Raw genomic sequence first — 22,740 nt, 5'->3', positions numbered from 1 at the left:
CGATCACTTTTTCTTGTCGATTGTTGAACCCGTCACGTGTGACAGTCGTGTACTAGTCATGACCCCGCCGATATGCGCCCGAAACGGGAACATGCGAGTGGTTGATTGGCTCGCCTCGGAGCTGCATCGCCACGATATCGACTTCATCTTCGGGGTCGACGGCGCGAATATCGAGGATCTCTACGATGCGGTGTACTACACACCCGGGCTCGAGGCGATTGTCGCCAAGCATGAGTTTTCGGCGGGCACGATGGCCGACGGCTATGCGCGTGCCACCTCGAGGATGAGTGTGGTGGCCGCGACATCGGGTGGTGGCGCCGTTAATCTTGTTCCCGCGCTTGCAGAGTCATACGCCAGTGGGGTGCCGGTCCTAGCGATCGTGGGCCAGCCGCCTCGACCTTTGGAGGGCAATGGCGCGTTTCAGGACGGGAGTGGCCGCGCGGGAAGCATGGATTTGCAGGCCGTTTTCCGCCCGATCTCCGGATTCTGCGCGCGGGTGGCCCGGCCCGAAGATATTGCGGATGCGCTCACCCATGCCTTCGGAGCGATTCGCGACGGTCTACCTGCGGTTCTCCTGATACCCAAGGATGTTCAGCAGGCTCCCATGCCCGCCACGTCGCCGATGCGGGAGCCGCAGGTTCGCACCGGGGCGGTACCGGCCCAGCTGGCCGATTTCGCCGAGCATTTGGCGGACATGCCCGGCGGGATCCTGGTGGTGGCAGGGCCGGAGGTCGCACGTCATGATGCTCGCGAGGAACTGGCGGAGCTCGTAGACCGGCTCGACGCGTTTGTCGCGGTCTCTCCCGATGCCAAAGACGCTGTGGACAGCGATGATCCACGGCTATTGGGCGTCATCGGTGTGATGGGGCACCCCGCCGTCGAGAGGGTGTTGCACCACGGCGTCACGTGCGTGTGCATCGGGACGACGATGCCCGTGATGACGCGAGGGGGCCTCGACTTCTCTGCAACCCCCGTGCTGTCCATCGGTTCGACGACACCGCATATCGCGTCCCGGCATCTGCAGACCGAGGATTTGGCATCGACGTTGTCCGGGCTTGCCGCCGCCTTACCGTCACGTGTTGATACCTCGTACAATGAAACCCTCTACGCACCAGCTCATCTCGAACCGCCAGCGCATGACGGCGACGGCGTGAGGTACCACGATGTCATGCACGTACTCGACCGGGCGATTCCTCCCGGGGCGGATATCTTCGTCGACGCGGGCAACACCGGAGCCTCCGCGGTGCACTACCTGGGAGCTCGGCACCGCGGGCGCTATGTCGTCGCCCTCGGGATGGGCGGCATGGGTTATGCCTTCGGGGCCGGTATCGGTTGTGCGTTCGCTCGCTCCGGCCGCACTGTGGTGGTCGCGGGCGATGGCGCATTCTTCATGCACGGCATGGAGATCCACACGGCGATCGAACATCGACTGCCGGTGACATTCGTCATCGTCAACAACAACGCACATGCCATGTGTGTCACTCGCGAACAGTTGTACTACGGCGGGCAGTACAGCTTCAACCGGTTCGCGCCCTCGAATATCGGGGCCGGGCTGGCCGCGATGTTCCCCGGCCTGGTGTGCCGTTCGGCCGAAACGGTGGCCGATTTCGAGGCTGCCATGTGTGCGGCGATGGCTCACAACGGCCCTTCCGTGGTCGAGGTCGTCTGCTCGACCGACGAAATACCCCCGTTCGCGCCCTTCTTGTCATCCGCAATCGCTAAGGAGAAAACGCATGACCGAAACGATTACCGAAGCCACGAAAGCCTTGCCCGCGCTTAGCGATATCGTCGCCGATGCCGGCACCGAGGACGCCCTGCCCGGAGTGCACCGGATCGAGACCTCGCCACGTGCGAAGGCGACACCGATCATCATGGACATGATGCGGTCGGTGTATCCGCACGACCAGGTGTTCGGCCCGTTCTGCACCGTGCAGGAGTATGTGGACTGTCCACCCGACGAATTGCACCGCTACCTCTCCGACACCCGTTCCTTGGAGGAGTGGACCTACAGCCTGCGCGGCTTCGAGCAGACCGATGAACCCGGGCTGTGGGTTGCACACGACCGATTGGGTTCGGACACACTCATCTACACCCGCACCGAATCGAACGCCGAATCGGGAACCGTCGATTATCACTGCGCTTGGGATCAGGGCGATCATCTGTGGATGGTCTACCTCATGCGGGTGGTCGACGCACAGGTCGTACTCAACAAGCCGGGTTCCGTCGTGTTGTGGACCAACTGCCACCACCCGTTCTACGACGAGAATCCCTATCCGGAAACTGCGCCGCCGGAACGTAAGCCGTGGGTGGGGGACTTCTGGGACATGTTCGGTGCCGGTCATCTGCTGGAGCTGTTGAACCTCAAGGCCATCGCCGAATACCGCCACAGCCATGGGCTTCCGATCGTTCCGGAGTGGATGAAATGACCGTCAGTATTTTTGATATCGCCAGTTACCTACCTGAGAACCGGGTCAGCGCAGACTATTTCGCGCAGTATGCCAAGGACGATGACCTGGCCGAGAACGTCATGTTCCGCAGCCCGGCCTACCGACACCACGTGGCCGCCGACGAGACGGCAGTCGATATGGCCGAGCGTGCGGTCGCCGGACTCAAGGACCGGCACGGCGACGGTGTGCTGGACGAAGTAGACATTCTCCTGACCCACACCCAGTTGCCCGATCTGCCGTTCGTGGGCTGCGGTGGGGAGGTGGCGAACCGGCTACAGATCCGCCCGGAGTGGATTCTGGACGTGCACAACGGCGGTTGCGTGTCGTTCGTCCTGATGCTCAAGCTTGCGCAACAGCTCATGGCGACATCCGGCGCTCGGTCGGCCCTCCTGGTCAACATGCAGAATGCGGCGGGTCAGATCTTCGTGCAAGACCAGGTGCGATCCACCGCGCAGGCCTCGATACCGGGCGACGGCGCCACCGCAGCCCTCATCACCCGCGAGGGGGATTCCCCGGTGTTGGGCATCGAAACCCGGAATTTCGGCGAGTACGCCGGAGACATGACCTACGCGGTGACACCCCATCGCAAGTACTGGGAGGCCGGAGCGGGACAAGGGCGGGTGGCATTCACCGAGCACAAGATCAGCAAGGTGTTGGCGCGCGGTAACCGGATGGTGCCCGAGGTTGCGCTGGCCGTTTGTGACCGAATCGGCATTCCGTCAACGGATCTGGATGCTCTGGTCACCAATCAGCCGAACCGGATCTTCCTGCGGAATTGGCGCGATGCCCTGCAACTGCCTCAGGAGAAGCACCCCGACACCTTTGACGAGTGCGGCAACCTCTTCGGGGCGGGTATTCCGCACACGTTCGATCAGGCGATCACCGATGGGCAGATCAAGGCCGGGGACACCGTGATGCTGGCAGGTTTCGCGCATGCCGGCGATTACGCGGCCGCCGCGGCCATTCGATGGGGCGGGAGGGGCCTGTGACGGTGAGTCCGCTCCGGTTGGCGCTGAACGAAAACCCATATCGTCCACTGCCATCGGTGCGTGATGCGCTCAGGCATGACATCGCCGAGGTGAACCGGTATCCCGAGTTTCTGCCCGTCGTGCTCCCGAATCTGATCGCAGAGCGCGTGGGTATGACACCTGAGGAAGTGGTGGTCGGTGTCGGCGCCACCGGCGTCGCACTGCAGGTGCTGCAGGCGTTGTGCCAGCCCGGCGATTCGCTGGTGTTCGCGCACCCGACATTCGATGGCTATCCGATACTGGCCGATATCGCCGGGCTCATCCAGGTGCCGATTCCGCTGGCGGACAACGGCATGACCGATCTCGACGAGCTGCTGGGGGCGGCATATGACGCCGATGCCGCCGCCGTTGTGCTCTGCCGACCGCACAATCCGACCGGAACGCTGATACCCGCGGATCAGGTCTACGAATTCGTGCACAAGGCGCCTCGGACCGCCGTCGTCATCGTCGATGAGGCATACATCGAGTTCGTGGACCAAGAGGCTCACCTCGATATCCGGCGCCTTATCTCCATGCATCCGAATCTGGTTGTGTTGCGGACATTCTCGAAGGCCTACGGGCTGGCGGGCCTGCGGATCGGCTATGGGCTGGCCGCGCCCGCGGTGTGCGGGGTTATCCGGCGCTACCAGTTGCCGTTCGGGATGAACCGGGCGGCGGCGGTGGCGGTGGCAGCCTCGTACGCGGCCGAGGATGAGCTGAATATCCGCGTGGATTCCATTGTCCGCGAACGTGATTTGCTCCGTAAACGCCTCGCTGAGGTGGGGGCGCAGACCCCGGAGAGCTACGCCAACTTCGTCTATCTGCCGGCCCGTGACGACGGCGAGCATTGGATGTCGATTTTGGGGACCAGCGATGTCGTCGCGAAGGTCTATCCCGATGGGGGTGTACGGCTCACCATCGGCGATCCGCGCGAGATGGCGATTGTCGCCCGGCGTCTGCGCGAAGGAGGACCAGCACCGGCCGAGGTGCGCAGACCGGCGTCATAGACCGGTTGGCCGCGGCGATCCGTCCCCCCGATTGCCGGCCCCGAAACGGCAAGGACCGCCGCGGCTAACCCCAACTTCTCAGAACGAGTAGCGGTGGTACTGGGCCATATAGCGCAGCTTGTTCGACAGCGACATCACCTTGGCGAGAAGGCGATACGCCTTCGGAACGCGTTGAAAGCTGAACGAGTCGAAGGGCGACTCCCATTCCAGTAGCCGCAGCTGCGGTACGGCCTGGATGATGTCGTCGGGTCCGTTGATGCCCCAGTGCAGCGTGGCGCCCGAGCGGCGTACCACCGCGTTGGACCATTGCGTCTTGATACCGAGGGAGTTGAACGCGTCGAATTGCAGTTCCCCGAAGGGAAAACGATCGACGATCCGGCGGAACAGGGCCACGCCGTCCTCCTCTTTGAGATACATCGTGAGTCCCTCGCCGATTGTCAGCACCGGGCGGTCACCCGGAATGTCGTTGAGCCACTCCGGGTCGGTAACCGATGCCGAAACCACGTGGTAGTGCTCATGGGTGGGGTAAAGCTGGTTGCGCAGTGCCGCCACGTCCGGGTAATCGACGTCGTACCACTCGACCCCCGGGCCGGGCTGCAGCCGGAAGAATCGGCTATCGAGGCCGCAGCCCAGATGTAGCACAACGGCTTCGGGGTGCGCAGAGAGGAACGCGCGTGCCCAGGTGTCGAAATGCGCAGACCTGGTCGTGACGGCTGGGGACCGCGCGGCGGTGATCGTGGTCCTAGACCAGTCGTAGTCGATTCGGTCCACGATGTCGCGCGCGTACACGTCGTTGAGGATCGGTTGGTGCAGGTCTGCGTCGAGCGCCTTGGCGTAGAACGTCGCCAGCATCGTCTGGGGCGCTCCGCTGAGGTCGACGTGAATCTTCTCGGGATGGCTCATGAGCCCGACGCTAATGCGGGTGAGATGCGCAAACGGGAAGCCTGAACAGTCCCCGGCGTGGTGTTCAGCCTCGCCTCTCTAGGCTGAACGTCATGCAACGGATCATCGGTACCGAGGTTGAGTACGGCATTTCGTCGCCCACGGACCCCGCCGCCAACCCGATCCTCACCTCCACGCAGGCGGTGCTGGCGTACGCCGCGGCCTCCGGGATCCAGCGGGCCAAGCGCACCCGGTGGGACTACGAGGTGGAGTCGCCGCTGCGCGATGCCCGCGGTTTCGACCTGGGCCGGGTGAGCGGACCGGCCCCGATCGTGGACGCCGATGAGGTTGGCGCGGCCAACATGATCCTCACCAACGGCGCCCGCCTGTATGTCGATCACGCCCATCCCGAGTATTCGGCGCCGGAGTGCACCAACCCGCTGGACGCCGTCATCTGGGATAAGGCCGGTGAACGCGTCATGGAGGCCGCCGCCCGCCACGTCGCCAGCGTGCCCGGTGCCGCCCGGCTGCAGCTGTACAAGAACAACATCGACGGCAAGGGTGCCTCCTACGGCACGCACGAGAACTACCTGATGAGTCGGCAGACGCCGTTCTCCTCGATCATCACCGGCCTCACCCCGTTCTTCGTATCGCGCCAGGTCATCACCGGTTCGGGTCGCGTGGGCATCGGGCCCTCGGGTGACGATGCGGGCTTCCAGCTGTCGCAGCGCGCCGACTATATCGAGGTCGAGGTCGGCCTGGAAACCACCCTCAAGCGGGGCATCATCAACACCCGCGACGAGCCGCATGCCGACGCCGACAAGTACCGCCGCCTGCACGTGATCATCGGGGACGCCAACCTGGCCGAAACCTCGACATTTCTGAAGGTCGGCACCACCTCGCTGGTGCTCGACCTCATCGAGTCCGGCGCGGACCTCTCCGATCTCACGCTGGCGCGTCCAGTGCACGCGGTGCATGTGATCAGTCGCGATCCGTCGCTGCGCGCCACCGTGGCACTCGCGGATGGCCGCGAGCTGACAGGGCTTGCGCTACAACGCATTTACCTGGAGCGCGTCGCCGAGCTCGTCGCCTCGCGTGACCCGGATCCGCAGGCGACCCACGTGCTGGAGGTGTGGGCCAAGGTCCTCGACCTGCTGGAGCGCGACCCGATGGAATGCGCCGATCTGCTGGACTGGCCGGCCAAGCTGCGGCTGTTCGAGGGCTTCCGGCAGCGCGAGAACCTGAGCTGGTCCGCGCCGCGCCTGCATCTGGTGGACCTGCAGTACTCCGATGTGCGCCTCGACAAGGGGCTCTACAACCGGCTGGTTGCCCGCGGGTCCATGCAGCGGATGGTCACCGAACAGCAGGTCTTGGATGCGGTGACCCGGCCCCCGGTGGACACCCGGGCCTACTTCAGGGGCGAGTGCCTGCGCCGATTCGGTGCCGATATCGCTGCCGCGAGCTGGGACTCGGTGATCTTCGACCTGGGCGGGGATTCGCTTGTCAGGATTCCAACCTTGGAGCCGCTGCGCGGCAGCAAGAGCCATGTGGGCGCGCTGCTGGACTCGGTGGATTCCGCGGCTGAACTGGTCGACCAGCTCACCACCTAGCAGGTTCTGGAGAACGCCGAGTCTTGGCCAGTCTCGGCAGGGTGCGTTGCCGCCGCTGTGACGGAGCTGCCCGGTAGGCTAAATAGAACCGACGTGAGAGTCAGGAGGCAGCGATGGCGCAGGAGCAGACCAAGCGCGGTGGTGGCGGTGACGAGGACGATGTCACCGACCTAGGGGGACCGGCCGGGCAGGAGCGCCGCGAAAAGCTGGCGGAGGACACCGACGATCTGCTCGACGAGATCGATGACGTGCTGGAAGAGAACGCCGAGGACTTCGTGCGGGCATATGTCCAAAAGGGTGGCCAGTGATCTGGCGCGATGACTCGATCGCCAGCCAATCTGCCGGGCAGCATTTCCGTAACTCGAACCTTTCCTCGTTTTCCGAGTACCTGAGGGTCCAGGCCCCGGAGCTACTTCCGGTGCTCGGGAAGGCACACGGAGCGATCGAACACAGGGACGTGATCTCGAGCCTGCCGCACGGCACCACCATCGTGGCGCTGACGTATAGCGGTGGGGTGCTGATCGCGGGTGACCGACGCGCGACCCAGGGCAATTACATCGCGAACCGCGATATCGACAAGGTGCAGATCACCGACAACCATTCGGCGACCGGTATCGCGGGAACCGCCGCCATTGCCGTCGAGTTCGCGCGGCTGTACGCCGTCGAGCTGGAGCACTACGAGAAGCTCGAAGGTGTGCAGCTGTCCTTCAACGGTAAGGCCAACCGACTGTCGGCCCTGGTGCGTGGCAATCTCGCCGCGGCCATGCAGGGTCTGGTGGCGGTGCCCCTGTTGGTGGGTTACGACATCGACGACTCGAACAGTGAAACCGCCGGGCGCATCGTGTCTTTCGACGTCGCGGGTGGCTGGCACGTGGAGAGCGACGGCTACCAGGCCGTGGGCTCGGGCTCGATGTTCGCCAAGTCATCTATTAAGAAGCTGTACAAGCCTGGCGGCGACGCGTGGGGCGCGCTAGCGGTGGCCGTGGAGGCGCTGTACGACGCCGCCGAGGACGACTCGGCAACGGGCGGTCCGGATCTGGTACGCCGGGTGTTTCCGACGGCCGTTCGGATCGATTCCGGGGGAGCGGTCCGAGTCCCCGAGGCCGATATCGAACGCATCGCGCGCGAGGTCATCGAGAAGCGGACCGAAGCGGCACGTGGTGAATCAGGCTCGGGAGCTGACGCATGACCTTTCCGTATTACGCATCGGTCGAGCAGCTCATGCGCGACCGTTCGGAGCTCGCACGCAAGGGAATCGGCCGTGGCCGTTCGGTAGTGGCGCTCACGTACGCCGACGGAGTGTTGTTTGTCGCCGAGAACCCGTCGAACTCGCTGCAGAAGGTCAGTGAGGTCTACGACCGGGTGGGTTTCGCGGCCGTCGGAAAGTTCAACGAGTTCGACCGGCTGCGCCGTGGAGGCATTCAGTGGGCCGATATGCGTGGCTACGCCTACGACCGTCGCGATGTGAGCGGACGACAGCTGGCCAACATCTATGCGGAGGCGCTCGGCACCATCTTCAACGAGCAGGCCAAACCGTACGAGGTGGAGCTGTGTGTGGGCGAGGTCGCTCACCAGAACCAGGACACTGCGCCGGTGCTGTACCGGATCACCTACGACGGGTCGATTGCCGATGAGCCGCATTGGGTGGTCATGGGCGGTATCACCGAACCGGTGATCAATTCGCTCAAGGAAAGCTACGCCGAGGGCGCCGCTCTCAAGGATGCGGTGGGTTTCGCGGTGAAGGCACTGCAGGCCGGGGCAAGTTCGGCCAATGGCTCCGCCGAGGGCCGGGTATTGGGCGGACTCGAGGTGGCGGTTCTCGAACAGAGCCGTCCCCGCCGGGCGTTCCGGCGGATCAAGGGTGTCGCGCTGGAAGCACTTCTGCCCGAAGATTTCTCGCCGGGGCAGCCAGAGGGCGGCGGCGATCCCGCACCGGAGTCAGGTGATTCCAAGGACACCAAGGACACCAAGGATTCCAAGGACACGAAGGACAGCTAGCTCCAGTGCTTTCGGAGCGACAACGGCCGGCAATCGCCGGTGCGGTTCTTGCTGCGCTCTTCGTGGTGCTGGGCTTCGTCGCTCACGCCGGTACTGTCGTCGACCATTCGGTGCTGGAGTTCATGCTGGGCCGGCGCCGAGACTGGCTGACTCCCATCGCGGTGTTCATCACCGATGTGGTGGGCCCCAACGGCATGTGGCCGCTCGGGATCAGCATCGGCGCGGTGCTTTGGTGGCGCTGGCGTAAACCGTTGCCCGCTTTGGTGATCTTCGGGACCTTGATCGCTACCAGGATCGCGATCCCGCTGACCAAACACCTCGTGGGCACCGAACGTCCACCACACGCCGTACGGCTCGTGGTGGAGGAATCCCCGTCATATCCGTCGGGACATTCGTTGACGACGCTTTCGGTGTTGGGGGTGCTCGCGGTAATCCATGGGTACGGGCGCGGCCGCACCACGCGAATCTGGCTGTGGGTGGCGGCGGTCGTCGGCACGGGAGCCGTCGCCCTGACGCGGCTGTATCTGGGCGTGCACTGGCTGACCGATGTCACCGGGGGTGTGCTGCTGGGCGGTGTGATCGTGATCGTGGCGGGATGGGTGTACGGGCGATACGCGGCCCCATACTTATCCACAGCCTGAAATTGATGGAACCGCGCACCTGTATCGGCGGTCCTACCTGATATCGAACCCGCTTCCGCCAGGTAGGAGCTGCCATGTCCGTCAACGACCGGGAAACCTTGTCGTCCGCATCCATCGACGTCGCGACGCTGCGGCTTGCAGATGGCGCCTGTGAGGAGCTCGCCACTCGCTGCGAGCTCCTACGGTGCACATTTGCGGGCGCCATCGCGCGACTGGACGCATTCGTGCCCGTGAACCACGCCATCTTCGGCGATTGCGAGGAGGGCCGGGGGTGGGGCCGGGTGGTGCGTGACACCGTCTCGGCGCCGACGGGATCGCTGGCCGCCACACTCGAACAACATCGGTCCTTGCTTACCGAGTTCGCCGAGACGTTCCGGCGCATCGAAGACGCCTACCTGGATATCGACAGAACCTCCGCCGACCGCTCCCGGAAAGCGGGGCGATGAAATGGCAGGCACCGTACGGCCCGATGAATGGCTCGGCGACAAGTGGAGCCATGAGGCCATCATGGACATGCAGGCACGGATGGCGCCGGAGGACATCACGCGCATCGCCGGTGAGTGGAAAGACATTCTGGGCGAGATCGATTCGCTGTTCTCGAGCTTTCTGGACGATGTGACCGCCACCATCGGCGAGGGGTGGAGCGGCCCGGGTGCACAGGCAGCGCTGAGCACCATGCGTTCCTATGTGGGAAATTCGCGTGTCGCGCTCAGGCGGGCATACACCTTGTCGGCAGGCCTGGACGTGCTGGCAATGGCGACGCGCGAATTGCAGCAGAAGATCGCGTCCCCGTCCGCCCGCACGCCGGTGGGCAAGCTTGGGGAGGTGTATAGGTCGGGAAGTTCATTCGCGCAAGAATTCGGCCTGTGGGAAGAGGCATTGAATCATGTGCGCACCATGTACAGCGGCCCGGCGGTGCAGGCCGGTAACGCGGTCGCCAAGCTGACCGGCCCACGGGAACGACTGCTGTTCGATTCCGGTGCGGATGCGGAGCGGTCGACCGTTGTCGACCGGCCCGAGAACGAGCACGGCGAGCAGGCCGGCCGGGCCGAGGATTTCCTGTCGCGGTGGGGGCTGGGTCAGCCGGAGCCGAATTCGCAGCAGCCGGCGCCCCAAGGCAATATCGGCATACCTCTGCCGACACCGCTCACGATGGCGGGTCTACCGGGTAGTCCATTCCGGCAGAAGGGTTTTGAATCAGGATCGGGGGTCGACGAGCTCGGCGAAGACGACGTTTACGCGGGCCAAAACTGGATGCGTGATCCGCTCTGGCACGAGAACCCAACCCGCAGTGCCGGGTTCGAATCCGAGACACCCACCAGTCGACAGCCGCTTTCTGCTGACCGGATGCCCTCAGTCGGTGCGGGACCCACGGTGGCGACTGCGGGCGGGGTCGGAGCGGGAGCTACCACGCGGTCGCCGGGCGCAATGATGCCGATGATGGGTATGTATCCGCCACCCGCGGGACAGCGGCGCGGCGACGAAAACGAGCATTACAGCCCGCCATACCTGGTCAATCGCGATAACACCCGCGAGCTGCTCGGGGAGCTGCCCAAGGGGTCGGCTCCGGTCATCGGGCTGTGGCAGGGCAGCTCAGATGGCGCCGACGACGATATCGAACCACCTCCACCACGTGGGTTTCGTTCGCACTGAGCCTGACCCTTGAGGGCGTGGTTATTTGCGATTCCAGCGGTTTCAGTCAGGCTGGGTGATGAATGAGCAGTGGCAGCACCGCTTGCGCTCCGGCCTGCCGCAGGTGAGCGGCGGCCACGGTGACGGGCCACCGGGTAGACGTCGAGTCTGCGACGAGCAGCACACATCGGCCCCTGATCGCGTCCCGCAGTGAGTCGTCCACGCCGATCGCATCACGCCAGTAGGCGGCCTCCTCCCCGCCTGATGAATCTCGGTTAGGAGCCTTGCCCGCAGCCACTGGCATCACCGCTTGTCGCAGACGACCGACCGTGGCAATTCGGTCGGTCACCGGCTGCACCGGATTAGACGCCCCGGTCAGCTGCAGCGACACCGCGATCTCGGGGCGCGCGACCCATTCGTCGCGCCATCGAGCGAGAGTGGAGACCGCGGCCTGGGCCAGAGCCTCGATCGCCTCTGGCTCGTCTGCAACTGCAGCGGTGATCACCCCGCTCCATTCCGCAGCGTCGGCATGGACCAGCACGCGGCCAGGCTCGGCGAGCAGGTCCACTGGAATCTTGCCGCGGGTACCGAACTCTCCGCCAGGCCACATCTTTCGGGGTTCAAGCACTGTGGAGTTGGTGCGCAGGGTGGCGGCGACACTCTGCATCAGCTCAGCGGGCACCGGCAGTCCAAGCCCATCGGGTGTCCGCCCGAGGCACACCGAGCAGCGTCCACAAGATGCGGCCTGCGGATCGTCGAGTGATTCTGTGAGTAGCTGCATGAGGCAGCGTTCGCCTCGCGTGTAGGCCTTCATGATGTCAGCCTCGCGGCGGCGAGTGGCGATGATGCCGTCATAGTGCTCGGCGTCGAAACGCCACGGGCTACCGGTGGATCGCCAACCACCGTCGACCCGTTCCACTGCGCCGTCGACGGCGAGCTGTTTGACCATGAGCTCGATTCGTGTGCGCCGAATACCGGTCTTGGCCTCGAGTGCGTTTACCGATACCGATTCCGCACCGTCGCGCGTCTCAGCGGCGAGAGCAGTGAGAACTGTGCCCATCTGTTGGGGATCTGGAATCGAGGCGGTGGTGAAGTAGTCCCATATACCGGCATCGGATTCCGATGGGAGCAGTACGACCGCCGCGTGGTCGATGGCACGGCCGGCGCGCCCCACCTGCTGGTAGTAGCCGACTGGTGACGGCGGCGAGCCGATGTGGACTACGAACCCGAGGTCGGGCTTGTCGAAGCCCATCCCCAGGGCAGAAGTGGCGATCAGCGCCTTGATCCGGTTGTCACGTAACGCGTCCTCTAGCCGAGCTCGAGTGTCCGCATCGAGCTGACCGGTGTACGCAGCGACTTTCGCCTGTGGGTGTACTGCGTGGATGCCGTCCACTAGACGTTGCGCATCGGCCACAGTGAGTACGTAGACGATGCCCGACCCTGGTAACTCATCCAGGTGCTGAGCGACCCAGGCATAGCGTGCCAGCGGTGACATCGGTGGCAAAACGTTGAGCTGCAATGACCGGCGGGCTAGCGGTCCGCGGAGGACAAGGGTGGCGTCTCCAAGCTGGGTGGCCACGTCATCGGTGACCCGCGCGTTCGCGGTGGCAGTGGTGGCGAGTACCGGCGTCTGCGGGTTCATCCGGGTGAGCACGTCGGACACCCGGCGGTAGTCGGGACGAAAATCGTGTCCCCAGTCCGACACCGCATGCGCCTCGTCGATGACGAGCAGTCCCATGGAGCCTTCGAGTGCCGAAAGCACCCTCCGGCCAAACGACGGGTTAGCCAGCCGTTCCGGTGACACCAGCAGCACGTCGATGTCGCCAGCCACGATCTGCGCTTCGATCGCACTCCAGTCGTCGAAATTGGACGAGTTGAGAGTTGCGGCTCGCAGCCCTGCCCGAGCGGCGGCGGCGACCTGATCGCGCATCAGAGACAACAGCGGCGAGACGATCAGTGCCGGTCCGGAGCCCTCGGCGCGTCGGATCGCTGTCGCGACCCAATACACCGCGGATTTGCCCCATCCTGTGGCTTGGACCACCAGCACCCGAGCTGCGGGCTCCAGTAGCGCTGCCACCGCGGTTTCTTGATCTTCTCGCAGCATCGCACCGGGACCGGCCAGCGCCGCTATCACCTCGCGAGCCTGATCCGCCCTGGCCCCGCTGAGTCGTTGGCTCATGATCCAGATCCCCCTCGTGTTCGGTTACCGGTTGGTCGCAACCTATAAGGGATGGCCGACGGGCGGCAGTACGGCAAAACCGGTCCAGGCGCACCAGGGAACTAACGTCGACGAAGAAGGTGTTGTGCGTGACGGGACAATCGCGCAGAAACCGCGAAAACGATTGATATATGGCGTGATAACTGCTTGCGGTGCATGCAGGTGATCGATTCGCCAACAGCAGCAGGCAACGCACCGCATCGAGGGCGGGGGCCTTAAAGCGCTCCGACGACGAGCTCGTCGGCATGGTTGTTGGGTGTCGGCCAGGTGGCCTTTCGGCTTGACTTGCCGACCCTAACGATCCATGGGCCGGCAAAAGATAGTCTCTTGCCGACCCATGGATCGCGTAAAGATCAGACCGCGGTCACTCCGGTGGCCTGGGGGCCCTTGGCGCCCTGTCCTACCTCGAACTGAACCCGCTGGTTCTCCTCTAGCGAGCGAAAACCACCGCCCTGGATCTCGGAGTAGTGGACGAAGACGTCCGCACTGCCGTCATCGGGAGAGATGAAGCCGAAGCCCTTTTCCCCGTTGAACCATTTCACGGTTCCTTGAGTCATATTTCTTGTACTTCTTTCGTTTACTTTCGCGAATGCAGAACACATTCGCCGTGCAGTGTACCCGGTTTATCCGGCCGGTAATGCTAATTGGAGGTAGACCGGTCAGCAGTGTTCGTAGATGCCGGGCAGACGCGCCTTGATGAGGGGCCACCTCCGCGACATGGGTTTCGTTCGCGCTGAGCCGGACCCTTGAGGGCTTGGGTTTGCGCCGGTACCAATATCGGGTGCCTTCGACACTGTCCGCTGATTGCTGCTGTCGCCTGACGCCGTCCCGTCGCGCCTAGCCACAGAAAGCCGTTTGCATAGTGTCTGTTTTCGTCGACGTCGTTCCCGATGAGTCTTCCGCTGAAACGGCGGAAGATGTTGCGCGCCCATCACAATGGCGCCGCCGGTTAACCAATGCCGCCCTGCCGCTGCTGTCGGTGATCGTCTTCTTCGGCCTTTGGCAGCTGGCGGCGGTAAGCGGCATCTGGAATCAGACCTTTGTGCCGTATCCGAGCAGCATCTGGAACGCGTTCATCGAGGTGTCCACCACCCACGACAACGTGCGCGGCTACGGCGGCTACCTGTTGTGGGAGCACCTGTATATGACGCTGCGCCGCTTGCTTTTCGGCGTTGTCATCGGTGTCACCGGTGGTGTACTGCTGGGTCTGGTCATGGGGTCGATCGGCTGGGTGCGCAGTGTGCTCGAACCCTGGCTGACCTTCCTGCGCACATTGCCGCCGCTGGCGTACTTCTTCCTGTTGGTCATCTGGCTCGGTATCGACGAGGCCCCCAAGATCACCCTGCTGGCACTGGCAGCACTGCCGCCCGCTGCCGTCGCCACCACGGCCGCCGTGGTCGCCGCCCCGGTGGGCCTGGTGGAGGCCGCCCGCGCACTGGGCGCCACCCGCTGGCAGGTGGTCCGTGACGTCGTCGTCCCCTCGGCGCTGCCCGAAACCTTCACCGGCGTGCGCCTCGCGGTCGGTATGGCGTACTCGTCGGTGGTGGCCGCTGAGCTCTTCAACGGCATACCCGGTATCGGCGGCCTCGTGAAGGACGCCAGTAACTACAACAACACCCCGGTGGTGCTTGTCGGAATCTTCTCGATCGGGATCTCGGGCTTGGTCATCGACGCGATCCTGCGCGCGGCGGAGCACCGCGCGGTGCCGTGGAGAGGCAAGATATGAGACTGGGCCGAATCGCGGCGGCGCTGATGGTCACGATCGGGGCCCTATCGGGGTGCGCCATCGACCACTCGGGTCTGCAGGACGGCAAGCCGACGATCCGGATCGGTTACCAGAACTTCCCCAGCGGTGACCTTGTGGTCAAGCAAAACCGTTGGCTGGAAACGGCATTGCCTGAATACAACATCAAGTGGACACGTTTCGACTCCGGCGCCGATATCAACACGGCATTCATCGCCCGAGAACTGGACTTCGGAGCGTTGGGTTCGAGTCCCTTCGCGCGGGGGTTGTCGGCCCCGTTGAACATCCCCTACCGGGTGGCCTTCATCCTCGATGTGGCCGGAGACAACGAGGCGCTGGTGGCGAGTAATCGCAGCGGTGTCACGACGTTCGCCGGCCTCAAGGGCAAGCGCATCGGTACCCCGTTCGCCTCGACCGCGCATTACAGTCTGCTGGCCGCGTTGGTACAGAACGGATTGTCGGCGAAGGATGTTCAGCTGGTGGACCTGCAGCCGCAGGCCGCGCTGGCCGCCTTCGACCGTGGTGACGTCGACGCCGTCTACACCTGGCTGCCCACGGTTGACCAGGTGCGCAAAAACGGCAGAGATCTGATCACCAGCCGACAACTGGTCGTGGGAGGTAGGCCCACCCTCGACCTCGCCGCGGTATCCAACGCCTTCGCCGACGCACATCCCGAGGTTGTCGACGTGTGGCGCCAGCAGCAGGCGCGGGCACTGAGACTCATCCGCGACGATCCCAGTACGGCAGCCAAGGCGATCGCAGCCGGGAACGGGCTCACCTCACAGGAGGTGGCCGGACAGCTCAAGCAGGGGATCTACCTCACTCCGGAAGAGATCGCCTCACCGAAATGGATTGGTGGGGAAGGGAAGCCGGGACACATCGCCGTAGACTTAGAGAGCGCCTCGCGGTTCCTGGCCGACCAGAAACAGATCCCCGCGGCAGCGCCGCTGACGACGTTCGAGAACGCCATCTACACGAAGGGCCTACCCGGTGTCATTAGTCGATGATGTGGAAACCGCTGTCGAGGAACGGAACACCGGATCGATACGGATCAGCGGCGTTACTCACCGCTACGGCAGCGGCGCAGCCAGGACGACGGCGCTGGGCCCGGTCGACCTGACCGTCGATCCGGGGACATTCCTGGTGTTGGTGGGGGCGTCGGGCTGCGGCAAGAGCACCCTGCTGCGGCTGCTTGCCGGATTCGAGTCGCCGAGTGAAGGCGCCGTGCAGGTGGCCGGTGGCGCGCCCACACCGGGCATCACCTCGGGAGTGGTGTTCCAGCAGCCACGCCTGTTTCCCTGGCGCACCGTCGGAGGAAACATCGAGCTCGCCCTGAAGTACGCGAAGGTGCCCCGCGAGCGGTGGGCGCAACGCCGTGACCAGCTGCTGACCCGAGTCGGGCTGGAAGGCACTGCGGGCCGACGCATTTGGGAGATCAGTGGCGGCCAGCAGCAACGAGTGGCCATTGCCCGCGCCCTCGCGGCGGAGACCCCGCTGTTTCTGCTCGACGAGCCATTCGCGGCGCTCGACGCACTCACCCGGGAACGCCTCCAAGAGGACGTCCGCCAGGTGAGTGCCGAGTCGGGCCGTACCACGGTATTCGTCACGCACAGCGCCGACGAGGCCGCCTTCCTCGGATCGCGCATCGTGGTGCTGACCCGCCGTCCCGGCCAAGTGGCACTGGATATTCCGGTGGAGCTGCCCCGAACCGGTATCGACCCCGACGACCTGCGCCGCTCGCCCGAGTACGCGGAACTGCGCACCGAGGTGGGCAAGGCTGTGAAGTCCGCAGCGGCTTAGGTTGTTTCCCGATACTCCCGCAAGAGCTCCGCAGCCTCGTTCTGGTAGGCGTGCTCGGCCCATTCCCGTGGTGTCGACCCGAATCGGGTATCGATGATTGAGCGGTCGGCCCCCACTTCCAGGAGCCTGCGAATCAGCGCGAGATCACCGGCCCAGGCCGCCTGATGCAGCGGTGTCGCACCCTCTTCGTCGCGGGCATTGACATCGGTGGGGAAGGAGGACACCACGAGAGTGGCTCCCGTGGTGTCAATTCCGTGCCGAGCAAGCAACTCCAGCCGGTCTGCGAACCCGTGCTCGGCCGCCCAGTCGACCTGCCGTCGCCACATCTGGTCGCGGGTCTCCATGGCCTCGCCTAGACGGCGCTCCCACGGGCTCGCGTCGGTATCGGCCAACCCGTGGGCGAACAACAGCTCCAGATGCGCGTCGTCGGGACGGAACATCCTGTTGTAGAGGGTCTGCTGATCCACTGGATGCGCACCCCGCTCCAGCAGCAGGGTGGCCAGCTGATCGGCGAAGGGGTGGCGGGGCTGGCGCCCCGGGCCCTGCTCTCCCTCACCGAACACTCCGGTCAACGCGGTGAATGGGGTGGACAATCCGCGCCACAGGTATCCCGAGTTCGGGTCGGCGCCGGCATCGAGAAGAAGGCGCGCAGCAGACAGCACCTCCTGCGCGGTGCGCCGCAGGGGTGCACGGCCATAGCACAGGTACATCAGCGGAAGCCATTGGTACGGACCACCGCTGGTTGTCGCCAACGTCGGTCTCGCAGCCAGATGTCGGGTGAGCGCGGCCGGATCGGCGGCAGCCGCGGCGGCCCACACATGCCGGTTCACCAGAGCAGGATCTGCGGCGAGAAGATCTGCTGCCGCCTGCCAGCGCGGCGGCGCATCGTTCTCGTCATACCGCAGTGAGGTGAGGGCACAGAACCGGTCGGCGGAATCGAGAGCGGCTTCGTTCACCGCGCTCGGATCGGTGCTGAGTGCGGCCGCGAGCTCCAGATAGTGCACGAGCGTGGCCCAGCCGGTGAACCCGTATCGGCGCGCGACCGTCAACTGGGCATCATGTAACGCGAATTGCTTACCTGCCAATGCGATATCGGGGCGTGGATGGTACTGACGCACCGTGCCGATCGCCTCGGGGTCCGCGGCTCGGACCGCGCGCTGAAGTCTGCGCGCGTCATCGCGAAGCCGATCGAGTGACGGATTGGTGGGAAGGGTGCTGGCCATGACGGCCTCCTCTCGTAAGCCCGATGTCCGCGAGACCAGGCTGAGAAGAGGTCGATGAACCTTCCAGTGGCATAGACAGGGAGGCTGAGCCTCTTCGGGCGGACACCGGGCGTTCCTGCACGCCCGGTGTCCACATTACCGCCCTACAGCGCGGGGCGCCGGTTCACCCACGGTTCGGTGGCTTCGAGCTGAGCGGCCAACCGAATGAGCTGTGATTCGCCACCGAGGGGTGCGACGAACTGCACGCCGAGCGGCAGCCCCTGCGGAGTCTGATAGAGCGGTAACGAGATTGCCGGGCGCCCAGTCAGATTCGCCAACTGGGTGTACGGAACCCACCCGAGGTTGTCGTTGATCATGCTGTCGACGATGTTGGCGTACTTGAGCAAGCGAGCGGTCTTGGTGCGTAGCAGCACATCGGAAACCGCCGCGAGCGGTGCCGGGAGATCGAATTCGCCGATCTTTGGTGGGATCTTGGCCAGCGTCGGCGTCAGCAGCAGGTCATAGTCACCGAAGAATGTCGCCAGCTCTCGCACATAGTTGTGCCGGCGCTCCACGGCCGCAACGTAATCGGGTCCGCTGGTGGTGCGGCCGAGCGCCGCGATGAGCAGGGTGTCACGTTCGAATCCCTCGTCACCGGCACCGGTCATTTGCTTAGTGAGGTCCACCTCGTACGCGGCATGCACGAACCAGGTCAGCAGGAAATCGCGTGCGAGCTGTCCGTCGTCATAGGGAGCGCTGACCTCTTCTACCTCGTGACCCAGGTGAGTCAGGATGCGGACGGCGTTCTCGACAGCGGCCACCGCGGCCGGATCGGGGTTTGGGGTGATGACAGTAGGGACCCGCACGCCGATCCGCAGCTTGCCGGGGTCCCGGCCGACCTGTGATGCGTACGAATCCTCTGGTACCGCAGGCAGATACGGCGAGGTGGGCTCTGGGCCCGCAATGACGTCGAGCATTGCGGCGGTGTCGCGAACTGTGCGCGACACCGTCCCCGCGGTGGCCGCACCGTGCATCGGCTCGCCGGCCATCGGACCCATCGGCACCAGACCGCGGCCGGGCTTGAGGCCCACCAGCCCACAGCATCCCGCCGGGATGCGGATCGACCCACCGCCGTCGCTGGCGCCCGCCACCGGCACGATTCCCGCTGCCACCGCAGCGGCGGAACCGCCCGAGGAGCCACCCGGGGTGCGGTTGAGATCCCACGGATTACGGCTCGCCCCAAACAGATCCGGCTCGGTGATGCCCTTCGAGCCGAATTCGGGGGTGTTGGTCTTGCCGAAGATGACGAGGCCGGCATCGAGCCAGCGCTGCACGACGGTGGAGTTCTCCGCGACGGGGATCGTGGACAACGCCCGGCAGCCTCCCGCCGTCGGGTGCCCCTTGTAGTCCTGGCCGAGATCCTTGATGAGGAAGGGCACCCCCGCGAACGGTCCGCTCAGGTCACCGGCGACCTGTTGGTCTGCCTCCGGGATATCGCGCACGATGGCGTTGATCTTGCCGTTGACGGCTTCGGCACGGGCGCGGGCGGCAGTAAGCAGCTCGGCGGGTGTGACCTGCTTGGTGGCAACCAGCTCCGCTAGGCCGGTGGCGTCGTATTGGGAGTATTCGGTGAAGTCCACGAGACCAGATTATGCGCTCGGGGACCACATTCCAGTGGCTACGCTCGTATCCACACTGCGGTCGCCTCAACTGATCAGGCGCGTGCCTTCGACAGCACATCGTTATAGATCGCGACGATCTTCTCGGTCTGCAACGACTGCCGCGGCTCGTCCTGGTGCGCGGCGACAACCTCGGTCATCTGGCGCAGCTTGGCGCGGTCATCGGCCAGCGACCGGATGGCCGCTGCGATCGCCTCGACGGACTCGTTCTCCGTCACCAAGCCGCCGCCTTCCGGGACCGATTCGCCCAGGACCCCGTCGCAGAAAATGACCGGAGTGGACATCGAAATCGCCTCCAGCAGAACCAGGCCCTGGGTATCGAAACCGTAGGAGGTGAACAACAGGGCGCTGCTGGCCCCCATCGCCGCCAGGCAGCTGTCCTGGCTGACCCGGCCACGCAACCGGATCCGGTTGGAGGCTCCATGCGAATCGACATACTTCTTAATGGCGTGTTCCAGGTGACCGTCACCGTAGATGTCCATGATGCAGTTCTTGACCTGAGTTGCCGCCTTCACCGCTTCGAGCGCCCGCTTCTCCGGGGACAGGCGACCGCACCAGATCAGCCGCAGCGGCTCATCATCGGTCGGCTTGTCATCCGCCGCTTCGCGCGCGATATCCACGAGCTCGTCGTCGACGCCGTTCGATACGACCGAAATCGGTCGACGCAGGCCCCGGTCGGTGAGGGCCTGAGCGAAATGTGTGGTCGGGGTGATCTCGTGGTCCACCGCCTGCGCCTGAGCCATCATCAGCTGCCACGCCCGCCGCGATGCCGCGGACTCCTGAACTGTCGTCAGGTGGAAGTCCTTGGGTAGGTGGCGTTCCTGCATCTGGCTGAAGATCCACGCCAATAGCAGCGGGTTGGGGCTGGCCTTCTCGAAGTACACGTCGTACCGGGTGTGCTTGGTCTGCACGACGGGGATGCCGTGGCGGTGGGCCGCCTCCACACCCGCGATGCAGACACCCAAATCGCCCTGGCTATGGATGATGTCGATGGGCTGGCGGGCCCGAATCTCCCGATCGATGAGTTCGGCGTTCGCCGCACCCGGCCAGACGAAGGTGAAGTCGTCATGCTTGCCCAACTTGCGCATCGCCTCGGCGACAAACGGCACAGGCTTGACCTCGACGACGTTCGGATCAGGGTCGGCGGTGTGGGCCAAGGGGGCGGTGAACACAGTGACCTTGTGGCCGAGTCGTTCCAGGCCGTGACGCTGCCGCGCCACCGAGATCTGTGCCCCGCCCAGGCTCTCGGGGTGAAGATCGGTGAACAGCGCTACATGCATCGTCGAAACCTGTCGTTGTGTGCCAATACGGCGTGCGGAAACCGGGCCCAACCCGCCCCGAACCGTATCGGATCGCCGGTCATGCTGCTGAGATACCCAGACAGAAGCCCGTGAGAAAGGCCAGCCTCCCTGCCGTGGCCGAGGTCACCCAGTAGGCTCGATATGTGCAACGTCGGATCATGGGTATCGAAACGGAGTTTGGCGTCACCTGCACGTTTCACGGTCATCGCCGCCTAAGCCCGGATGAGGTCGCCCGCTATCTATTCCGCCGCGTGGTGTCCTGGGGCCGCAGTTCCAACGTCTTCCTGCGCAACGGCGCCCGGCTCTACCTCGACGTGGGCAGCCATCCTGAGTACGCCACCGCCGAATGCGACAGCCTGGTGCAGCTGGTCACCCATGACCGCGCCGGAGAACGTGTCCTGGAAGACTTGCTCATCGACGCCGAACAGCGCTTGACCGACGAGGGCATCGGCGGCGATATCTATCTGTTCAAGAACAACACCGACTCGGCAGGCAACTCGTACGGCTGCCACGAGAACTACCTCATTGTGCGTGCAGGGGAGTTCTCCCGAATCTCCGATGTGTTGCTGCCGTTCCTGGTCACTCGCCAGCTGATCTGCGGCGCGGGCAAAGTGCTGCAAACCCCGAAGGCGGCGACGTTCTGCTTATCGCAACGCGCCGAACATATTTGGGAAGGCGTGTCCTCGGCCACCACCCGCAGCCGCCCCATCATCAATACCCGCGATGAGCCGCATGCCGATGCCGAGAAGTACCGGCGCCTGCACGTCATCGTCGGCGACTCGAATATGTCCGAGACCACCACCATGCTCAAGGTGGGCACCGCGGCACTGGTGCTGGAGATGATCGAGTCGGGAGTGGCCTTCCGCGACTTCTCGCTGGACAACCCGATCCGGGCGATCCGTGAGGTCAGCCATGACCTCACCGGACGCCGCCCCGTCCGGCTTGCCGGGGGACGCCAGGCCAGCGCGCTGGACATCCAACGCGAGTACTACGCCCGCGCCGTCGAGCACCTCAACACCCGCGAACCCAATGCGCAGATCGAGCAGGTTGTCGAGTTGTGGGGCCGCACGTTGGATGCCGTTGAGGGTCAAGACTTTTCGAAGATCGATACCGAGATCGACTGGGTGATCAAACGCAAGCTGTTCCAGCGCTACGAAGACCGCTACAACATGGAGCTGTCCGACCCGAAGATCGCCCAGCTGGATCTGGCCTATCACGACATCAAACGCGGTCGTGGCGTCTTCGACCTGCTGCAGCGCAAGGGTTTGGCCGCCCGCGTCACCACCGACGAGGAGATCAAGGCCGCGGTCGACCAGCCGCCGCAGACCACCCGGGCGAAGTTGCGCGGCGATTTCATCACCGCGGCCCAGGAGGCCGGACGCGATTTCACGGTCGATTGGGTGCACCTCAAGCTCAACGATCAGGCTCAGCGCACCGTGTTGTGCAAGGACCCGTTCCGGTCCGTCGACGAGCGGGTGGAACGCCTCATCGCCAGCATGTGAGCTGTTGGTTCCGGCTCCCGCGCCGAGATGACATTGTGGCTGGGGAATTCGTCGATATCGGCCTCATGGA

21 protein-coding genes are annotated in these 22,740 nt (G+C 64.5%); 15 read left to right on the top strand and 6 right to left on the bottom strand.

What is annotated here, in order from left to right:
- Positions 1-91 precede the first annotated feature (91 nt).
- From MLB1_RS18560 to MLB1_RS18545, 4 genes are read left to right on the top strand one after another with little or no spacing between them, the layout of a single operon-like run.
- Positions 92-1,780 (top strand): thiamine pyrophosphate-binding protein, encoded by a 1,689-nt coding sequence (locus tag MLB1_RS18560; RefSeq protein WP_180751583.1) that lies wholly within the window; start codon positions 92-94, stop codon positions 1,778-1,780.
- A complete protein-coding gene (locus MLB1_RS18555) occupies positions 1,767-2,426 on the top strand; it encodes an SRPBCC family protein (protein ID WP_180751584.1) in 660 nt (219 codons plus the stop codon). Before MLB1_RS18560 ends, MLB1_RS18555 begins: the two co-directional genes overlap by 14 nt.
- Positions 2,423-3,436, top strand: coding sequence for a 3-oxoacyl-[acyl-carrier-protein] synthase III C-terminal domain-containing protein (locus MLB1_RS18550; protein ID WP_180751331.1), 1,014 nt, complete (start codon positions 2,423-2,425; stop codon positions 3,434-3,436). Before MLB1_RS18555 ends, MLB1_RS18550 begins: the two co-directional genes overlap by 4 nt.
- Positions 3,415-4,461 carry an aminotransferase class I/II-fold pyridoxal phosphate-dependent enzyme gene (locus MLB1_RS18545; RefSeq protein WP_180751330.1) on the top strand — a complete coding sequence of 349 codons (1,047 nt, stop codon included), beginning with the start codon at positions 3,415-3,417 and terminating at the stop codon, positions 4,459-4,461. Before MLB1_RS18550 ends, MLB1_RS18545 begins: the two co-directional genes overlap by 22 nt.
- A 78-nt stretch (positions 4,462-4,539) precedes the next feature.
- Here the strand turns inward: MLB1_RS18545 and MLB1_RS18540 are convergent, their stop codons facing one another.
- On the bottom strand, positions 4,540-5,364 hold the full coding sequence (locus MLB1_RS18540) for a class I SAM-dependent methyltransferase (protein WP_180751329.1): 825 nt from the start codon (positions 5,362-5,364) through the stop codon (positions 4,540-4,542).
- 92 nt (positions 5,365-5,456) lie between these two features.
- Between MLB1_RS18540 and dop the strand changes: the two genes are divergently transcribed.
- The 7 genes from dop (at position 5,457) to MLB1_RS18505 (ending at position 11,245) form a co-directional block, all read left to right on the top strand.
- Positions 5,457-6,953 (top strand): depupylase/deamidase Dop, encoded by a 1,497-nt coding sequence (gene dop, locus MLB1_RS18535; protein WP_180751328.1) that lies wholly within the window; start codon positions 5,457-5,459, stop codon positions 6,951-6,953.
- Between the two features lie 113 nt (positions 6,954-7,066).
- Positions 7,067-7,261 (top strand): ubiquitin-like protein Pup, encoded by a 195-nt coding sequence (locus MLB1_RS18530; RefSeq protein ID WP_030095612.1) that lies wholly within the window; start codon positions 7,067-7,069, stop codon positions 7,259-7,261.
- The gene (gene prcB, locus MLB1_RS18525; RefSeq protein WP_180751327.1) at positions 7,258-8,142 is read left to right on the top strand and encodes a proteasome subunit beta; all 885 of its coding nucleotides are present in this window, start codon (positions 7,258-7,260) and stop codon (positions 8,140-8,142) included. The genes MLB1_RS18530 and prcB overlap by 4 nt, the downstream gene beginning before the upstream one ends.
- Complete coding sequence (gene prcA, locus MLB1_RS18520) at positions 8,139-8,951, top strand: proteasome subunit alpha (RefSeq protein ID WP_180751326.1); 813 nt, start codon at positions 8,139-8,141, stop codon at positions 8,949-8,951. Before prcB ends, prcA begins: the two co-directional genes overlap by 4 nt.
- A 5-nt stretch (positions 8,952-8,956) precedes the next feature.
- Positions 8,957-9,592, top strand: a complete 636-nt coding sequence (locus MLB1_RS18515) for a phosphatase PAP2 family protein (RefSeq protein WP_180751325.1) — start codon at positions 8,957-8,959, stop codon at positions 9,590-9,592.
- Positions 9,593-9,666: 74 nt separating this feature from the next.
- Positions 9,667-10,038: a hypothetical protein gene (locus MLB1_RS18510; protein ID WP_180751324.1), complete on the top strand. Its 372-nt coding sequence runs from the start codon at positions 9,667-9,669 to the stop codon at positions 10,036-10,038.
- Between the two features lies 1 nt (position 10,039).
- A complete protein-coding gene (locus MLB1_RS18505) occupies positions 10,040-11,245 on the top strand; it encodes a hypothetical protein (RefSeq protein WP_180751323.1) in 1,206 nt (401 codons plus the stop codon).
- A 46-nt stretch (positions 11,246-11,291) separates the two neighbouring features.
- Here the strand turns inward: MLB1_RS18505 and MLB1_RS18500 are convergent, their stop codons facing one another.
- Positions 11,292-13,403: a DEAD/DEAH box helicase gene (locus tag MLB1_RS18500; protein ID WP_180751322.1), complete on the bottom strand. Its 2,112-nt coding sequence runs from the start codon at positions 13,401-13,403 to the stop codon at positions 11,292-11,294.
- Positions 13,404-13,795: 392 nt separating this feature from the next.
- Positions 13,796-13,999: a cold-shock protein gene (locus tag MLB1_RS18495; protein ID WP_180751321.1), complete on the bottom strand. Its 204-nt coding sequence runs from the start codon at positions 13,997-13,999 to the stop codon at positions 13,796-13,798.
- Between the two features lie 305 nt (positions 14,000-14,304).
- Between MLB1_RS18495 and MLB1_RS18490 the strand changes: the two genes are divergently transcribed.
- The 3 genes from MLB1_RS18490 to MLB1_RS18480 are packed head-to-tail and all read left to right on the top strand — an operon-like array spanning position 14,305 to position 16,986.
- The gene (locus tag MLB1_RS18490) at positions 14,305-15,168 is read left to right on the top strand and encodes an ABC transporter permease (protein ID WP_180751320.1); all 864 of its coding nucleotides are present in this window, start codon (positions 14,305-14,307) and stop codon (positions 15,166-15,168) included.
- On the top strand, positions 15,165-16,193 hold the full coding sequence (locus MLB1_RS18485) for an ABC transporter substrate-binding protein (protein WP_180751319.1): 1,029 nt from the start codon (positions 15,165-15,167) through the stop codon (positions 16,191-16,193). The genes MLB1_RS18490 and MLB1_RS18485 overlap by 4 nt, the downstream gene beginning before the upstream one ends.
- A complete protein-coding gene (locus MLB1_RS18480; protein ID WP_180751318.1) occupies positions 16,177-16,986 on the top strand; it encodes an ABC transporter ATP-binding protein in 810 nt (269 codons plus the stop codon). The genes MLB1_RS18485 and MLB1_RS18480 overlap by 17 nt, the downstream gene beginning before the upstream one ends.
- Here the strand turns inward: MLB1_RS18480 and MLB1_RS18475 are convergent.
- The 3 genes from MLB1_RS18475 to MLB1_RS18465 form a co-directional block, all read right to left on the bottom strand.
- Positions 16,983-18,209 carry an ankyrin repeat domain-containing protein gene (locus MLB1_RS18475; RefSeq protein WP_180751317.1) on the bottom strand — a complete coding sequence of 409 codons (1,227 nt, stop codon included), beginning with the start codon at positions 18,207-18,209 and terminating at the stop codon, positions 16,983-16,985. The two genes, MLB1_RS18480 and MLB1_RS18475, sit on opposite strands and share 4 nt — an antisense overlap.
- A gap of 143 nt (positions 18,210-18,352) precedes the next feature.
- Positions 18,353-19,828, bottom strand: a complete 1,476-nt coding sequence (locus tag MLB1_RS18470; RefSeq protein WP_180751316.1) for an amidase — start codon at positions 19,826-19,828, stop codon at positions 18,353-18,355.
- A 74-nt stretch (positions 19,829-19,902) separates the two neighbouring features.
- Positions 19,903-21,147 carry a glycosyltransferase gene (locus tag MLB1_RS18465; protein ID WP_180751315.1) on the bottom strand — a complete coding sequence of 415 codons (1,245 nt, stop codon included), beginning with the start codon at positions 21,145-21,147 and terminating at the stop codon, positions 19,903-19,905.
- 164 nt (positions 21,148-21,311) lie between these two features.
- On the opposite strand from MLB1_RS18465, the gene pafA reads away from it, so the two are divergent.
- Positions 21,312-22,670 carry a Pup--protein ligase gene (gene pafA, locus MLB1_RS18460; protein WP_180751314.1) on the top strand — a complete coding sequence of 453 codons (1,359 nt, stop codon included), beginning with the start codon at positions 21,312-21,314 and terminating at the stop codon, positions 22,668-22,670.
- The last annotated feature ends 70 nt before the right edge of the window (positions 22,671-22,740 follow it).

The sequence above is a fragment of the Mycobacteroides sp. LB1 genome, assembly GCF_013449725.1.
Taxonomy (GTDB): domain Bacteria; phylum Actinomycetota; class Actinomycetes; order Mycobacteriales; family Mycobacteriaceae; genus Mycobacterium.
This window is presented reverse-complemented; position numbering and strand designations above follow the sequence as displayed.

What these genes read in the sequence shown, in the direction of transcription:
- dop (WP_180751328.1), top strand. Translation starts at nt 5,457, where the DNA reads ATGCAACGGATCATCGGTACCGAGGTTGAGTACGGCATTTCGTCGCCC.
- MLB1_RS18485 (WP_180751319.1), top strand. Translation starts at nt 15,165, where the DNA reads ATGAGACTGGGCCGAATCGCGGCGGCGCTGATGGTCACGATCGGGGCC.
- MLB1_RS18560 (WP_180751583.1), top strand. Translation starts at nt 92, where the DNA reads ATGCGAGTGGTTGATTGGCTCGCCTCGGAGCTGCATCGCCACGATATC.
- MLB1_RS18540 (WP_180751329.1), bottom strand. Translation starts at nt 5,364, where the DNA reads ATGAGCCATCCCGAGAAGATTCACGTCGACCTCAGCGGAGCGCCCCAG.
- MLB1_RS18510 (WP_180751324.1), top strand. Translation starts at nt 9,667, where the DNA reads ATGTCCGTCAACGACCGGGAAACCTTGTCGTCCGCATCCATCGACGTC.
- prcA (WP_180751326.1), top strand. Translation starts at nt 8,139, where the DNA reads ATGACCTTTCCGTATTACGCATCGGTCGAGCAGCTCATGCGCGACCGT.
- MLB1_RS18530 (WP_030095612.1), top strand. Translation starts at nt 7,067, where the DNA reads ATGGCGCAGGAGCAGACCAAGCGCGGTGGTGGCGGTGACGAGGACGAT.
- MLB1_RS18505 (WP_180751323.1), top strand. Translation starts at nt 10,040, where the DNA reads ATGGCAGGCACCGTACGGCCCGATGAATGGCTCGGCGACAAGTGGAGC.
- MLB1_RS18550 (WP_180751331.1), top strand. Translation starts at nt 2,423, where the DNA reads ATGACCGTCAGTATTTTTGATATCGCCAGTTACCTACCTGAGAACCGG.
- MLB1_RS18500 (WP_180751322.1), bottom strand. Translation starts at nt 13,403, where the DNA reads ATGAGCCAACGACTCAGCGGGGCCAGGGCGGATCAGGCTCGCGAGGTG.
- MLB1_RS18465 (WP_180751315.1), bottom strand. Translation starts at nt 21,147, where the DNA reads ATGCATGTAGCGCTGTTCACCGATCTTCACCCCGAGAGCCTGGGCGGG.
- MLB1_RS18475 (WP_180751317.1), bottom strand. Translation starts at nt 18,209, where the DNA reads ATGGCCAGCACCCTTCCCACCAATCCGTCACTCGATCGGCTTCGCGAT.
- MLB1_RS18545 (WP_180751330.1), top strand. Translation starts at nt 3,415, where the DNA reads ATGGGGCGGGAGGGGCCTGTGACGGTGAGTCCGCTCCGGTTGGCGCTG.
- MLB1_RS18495 (WP_180751321.1), bottom strand. Translation starts at nt 13,999, where the DNA reads ATGACTCAAGGAACCGTGAAATGGTTCAACGGGGAAAAGGGCTTCGGC.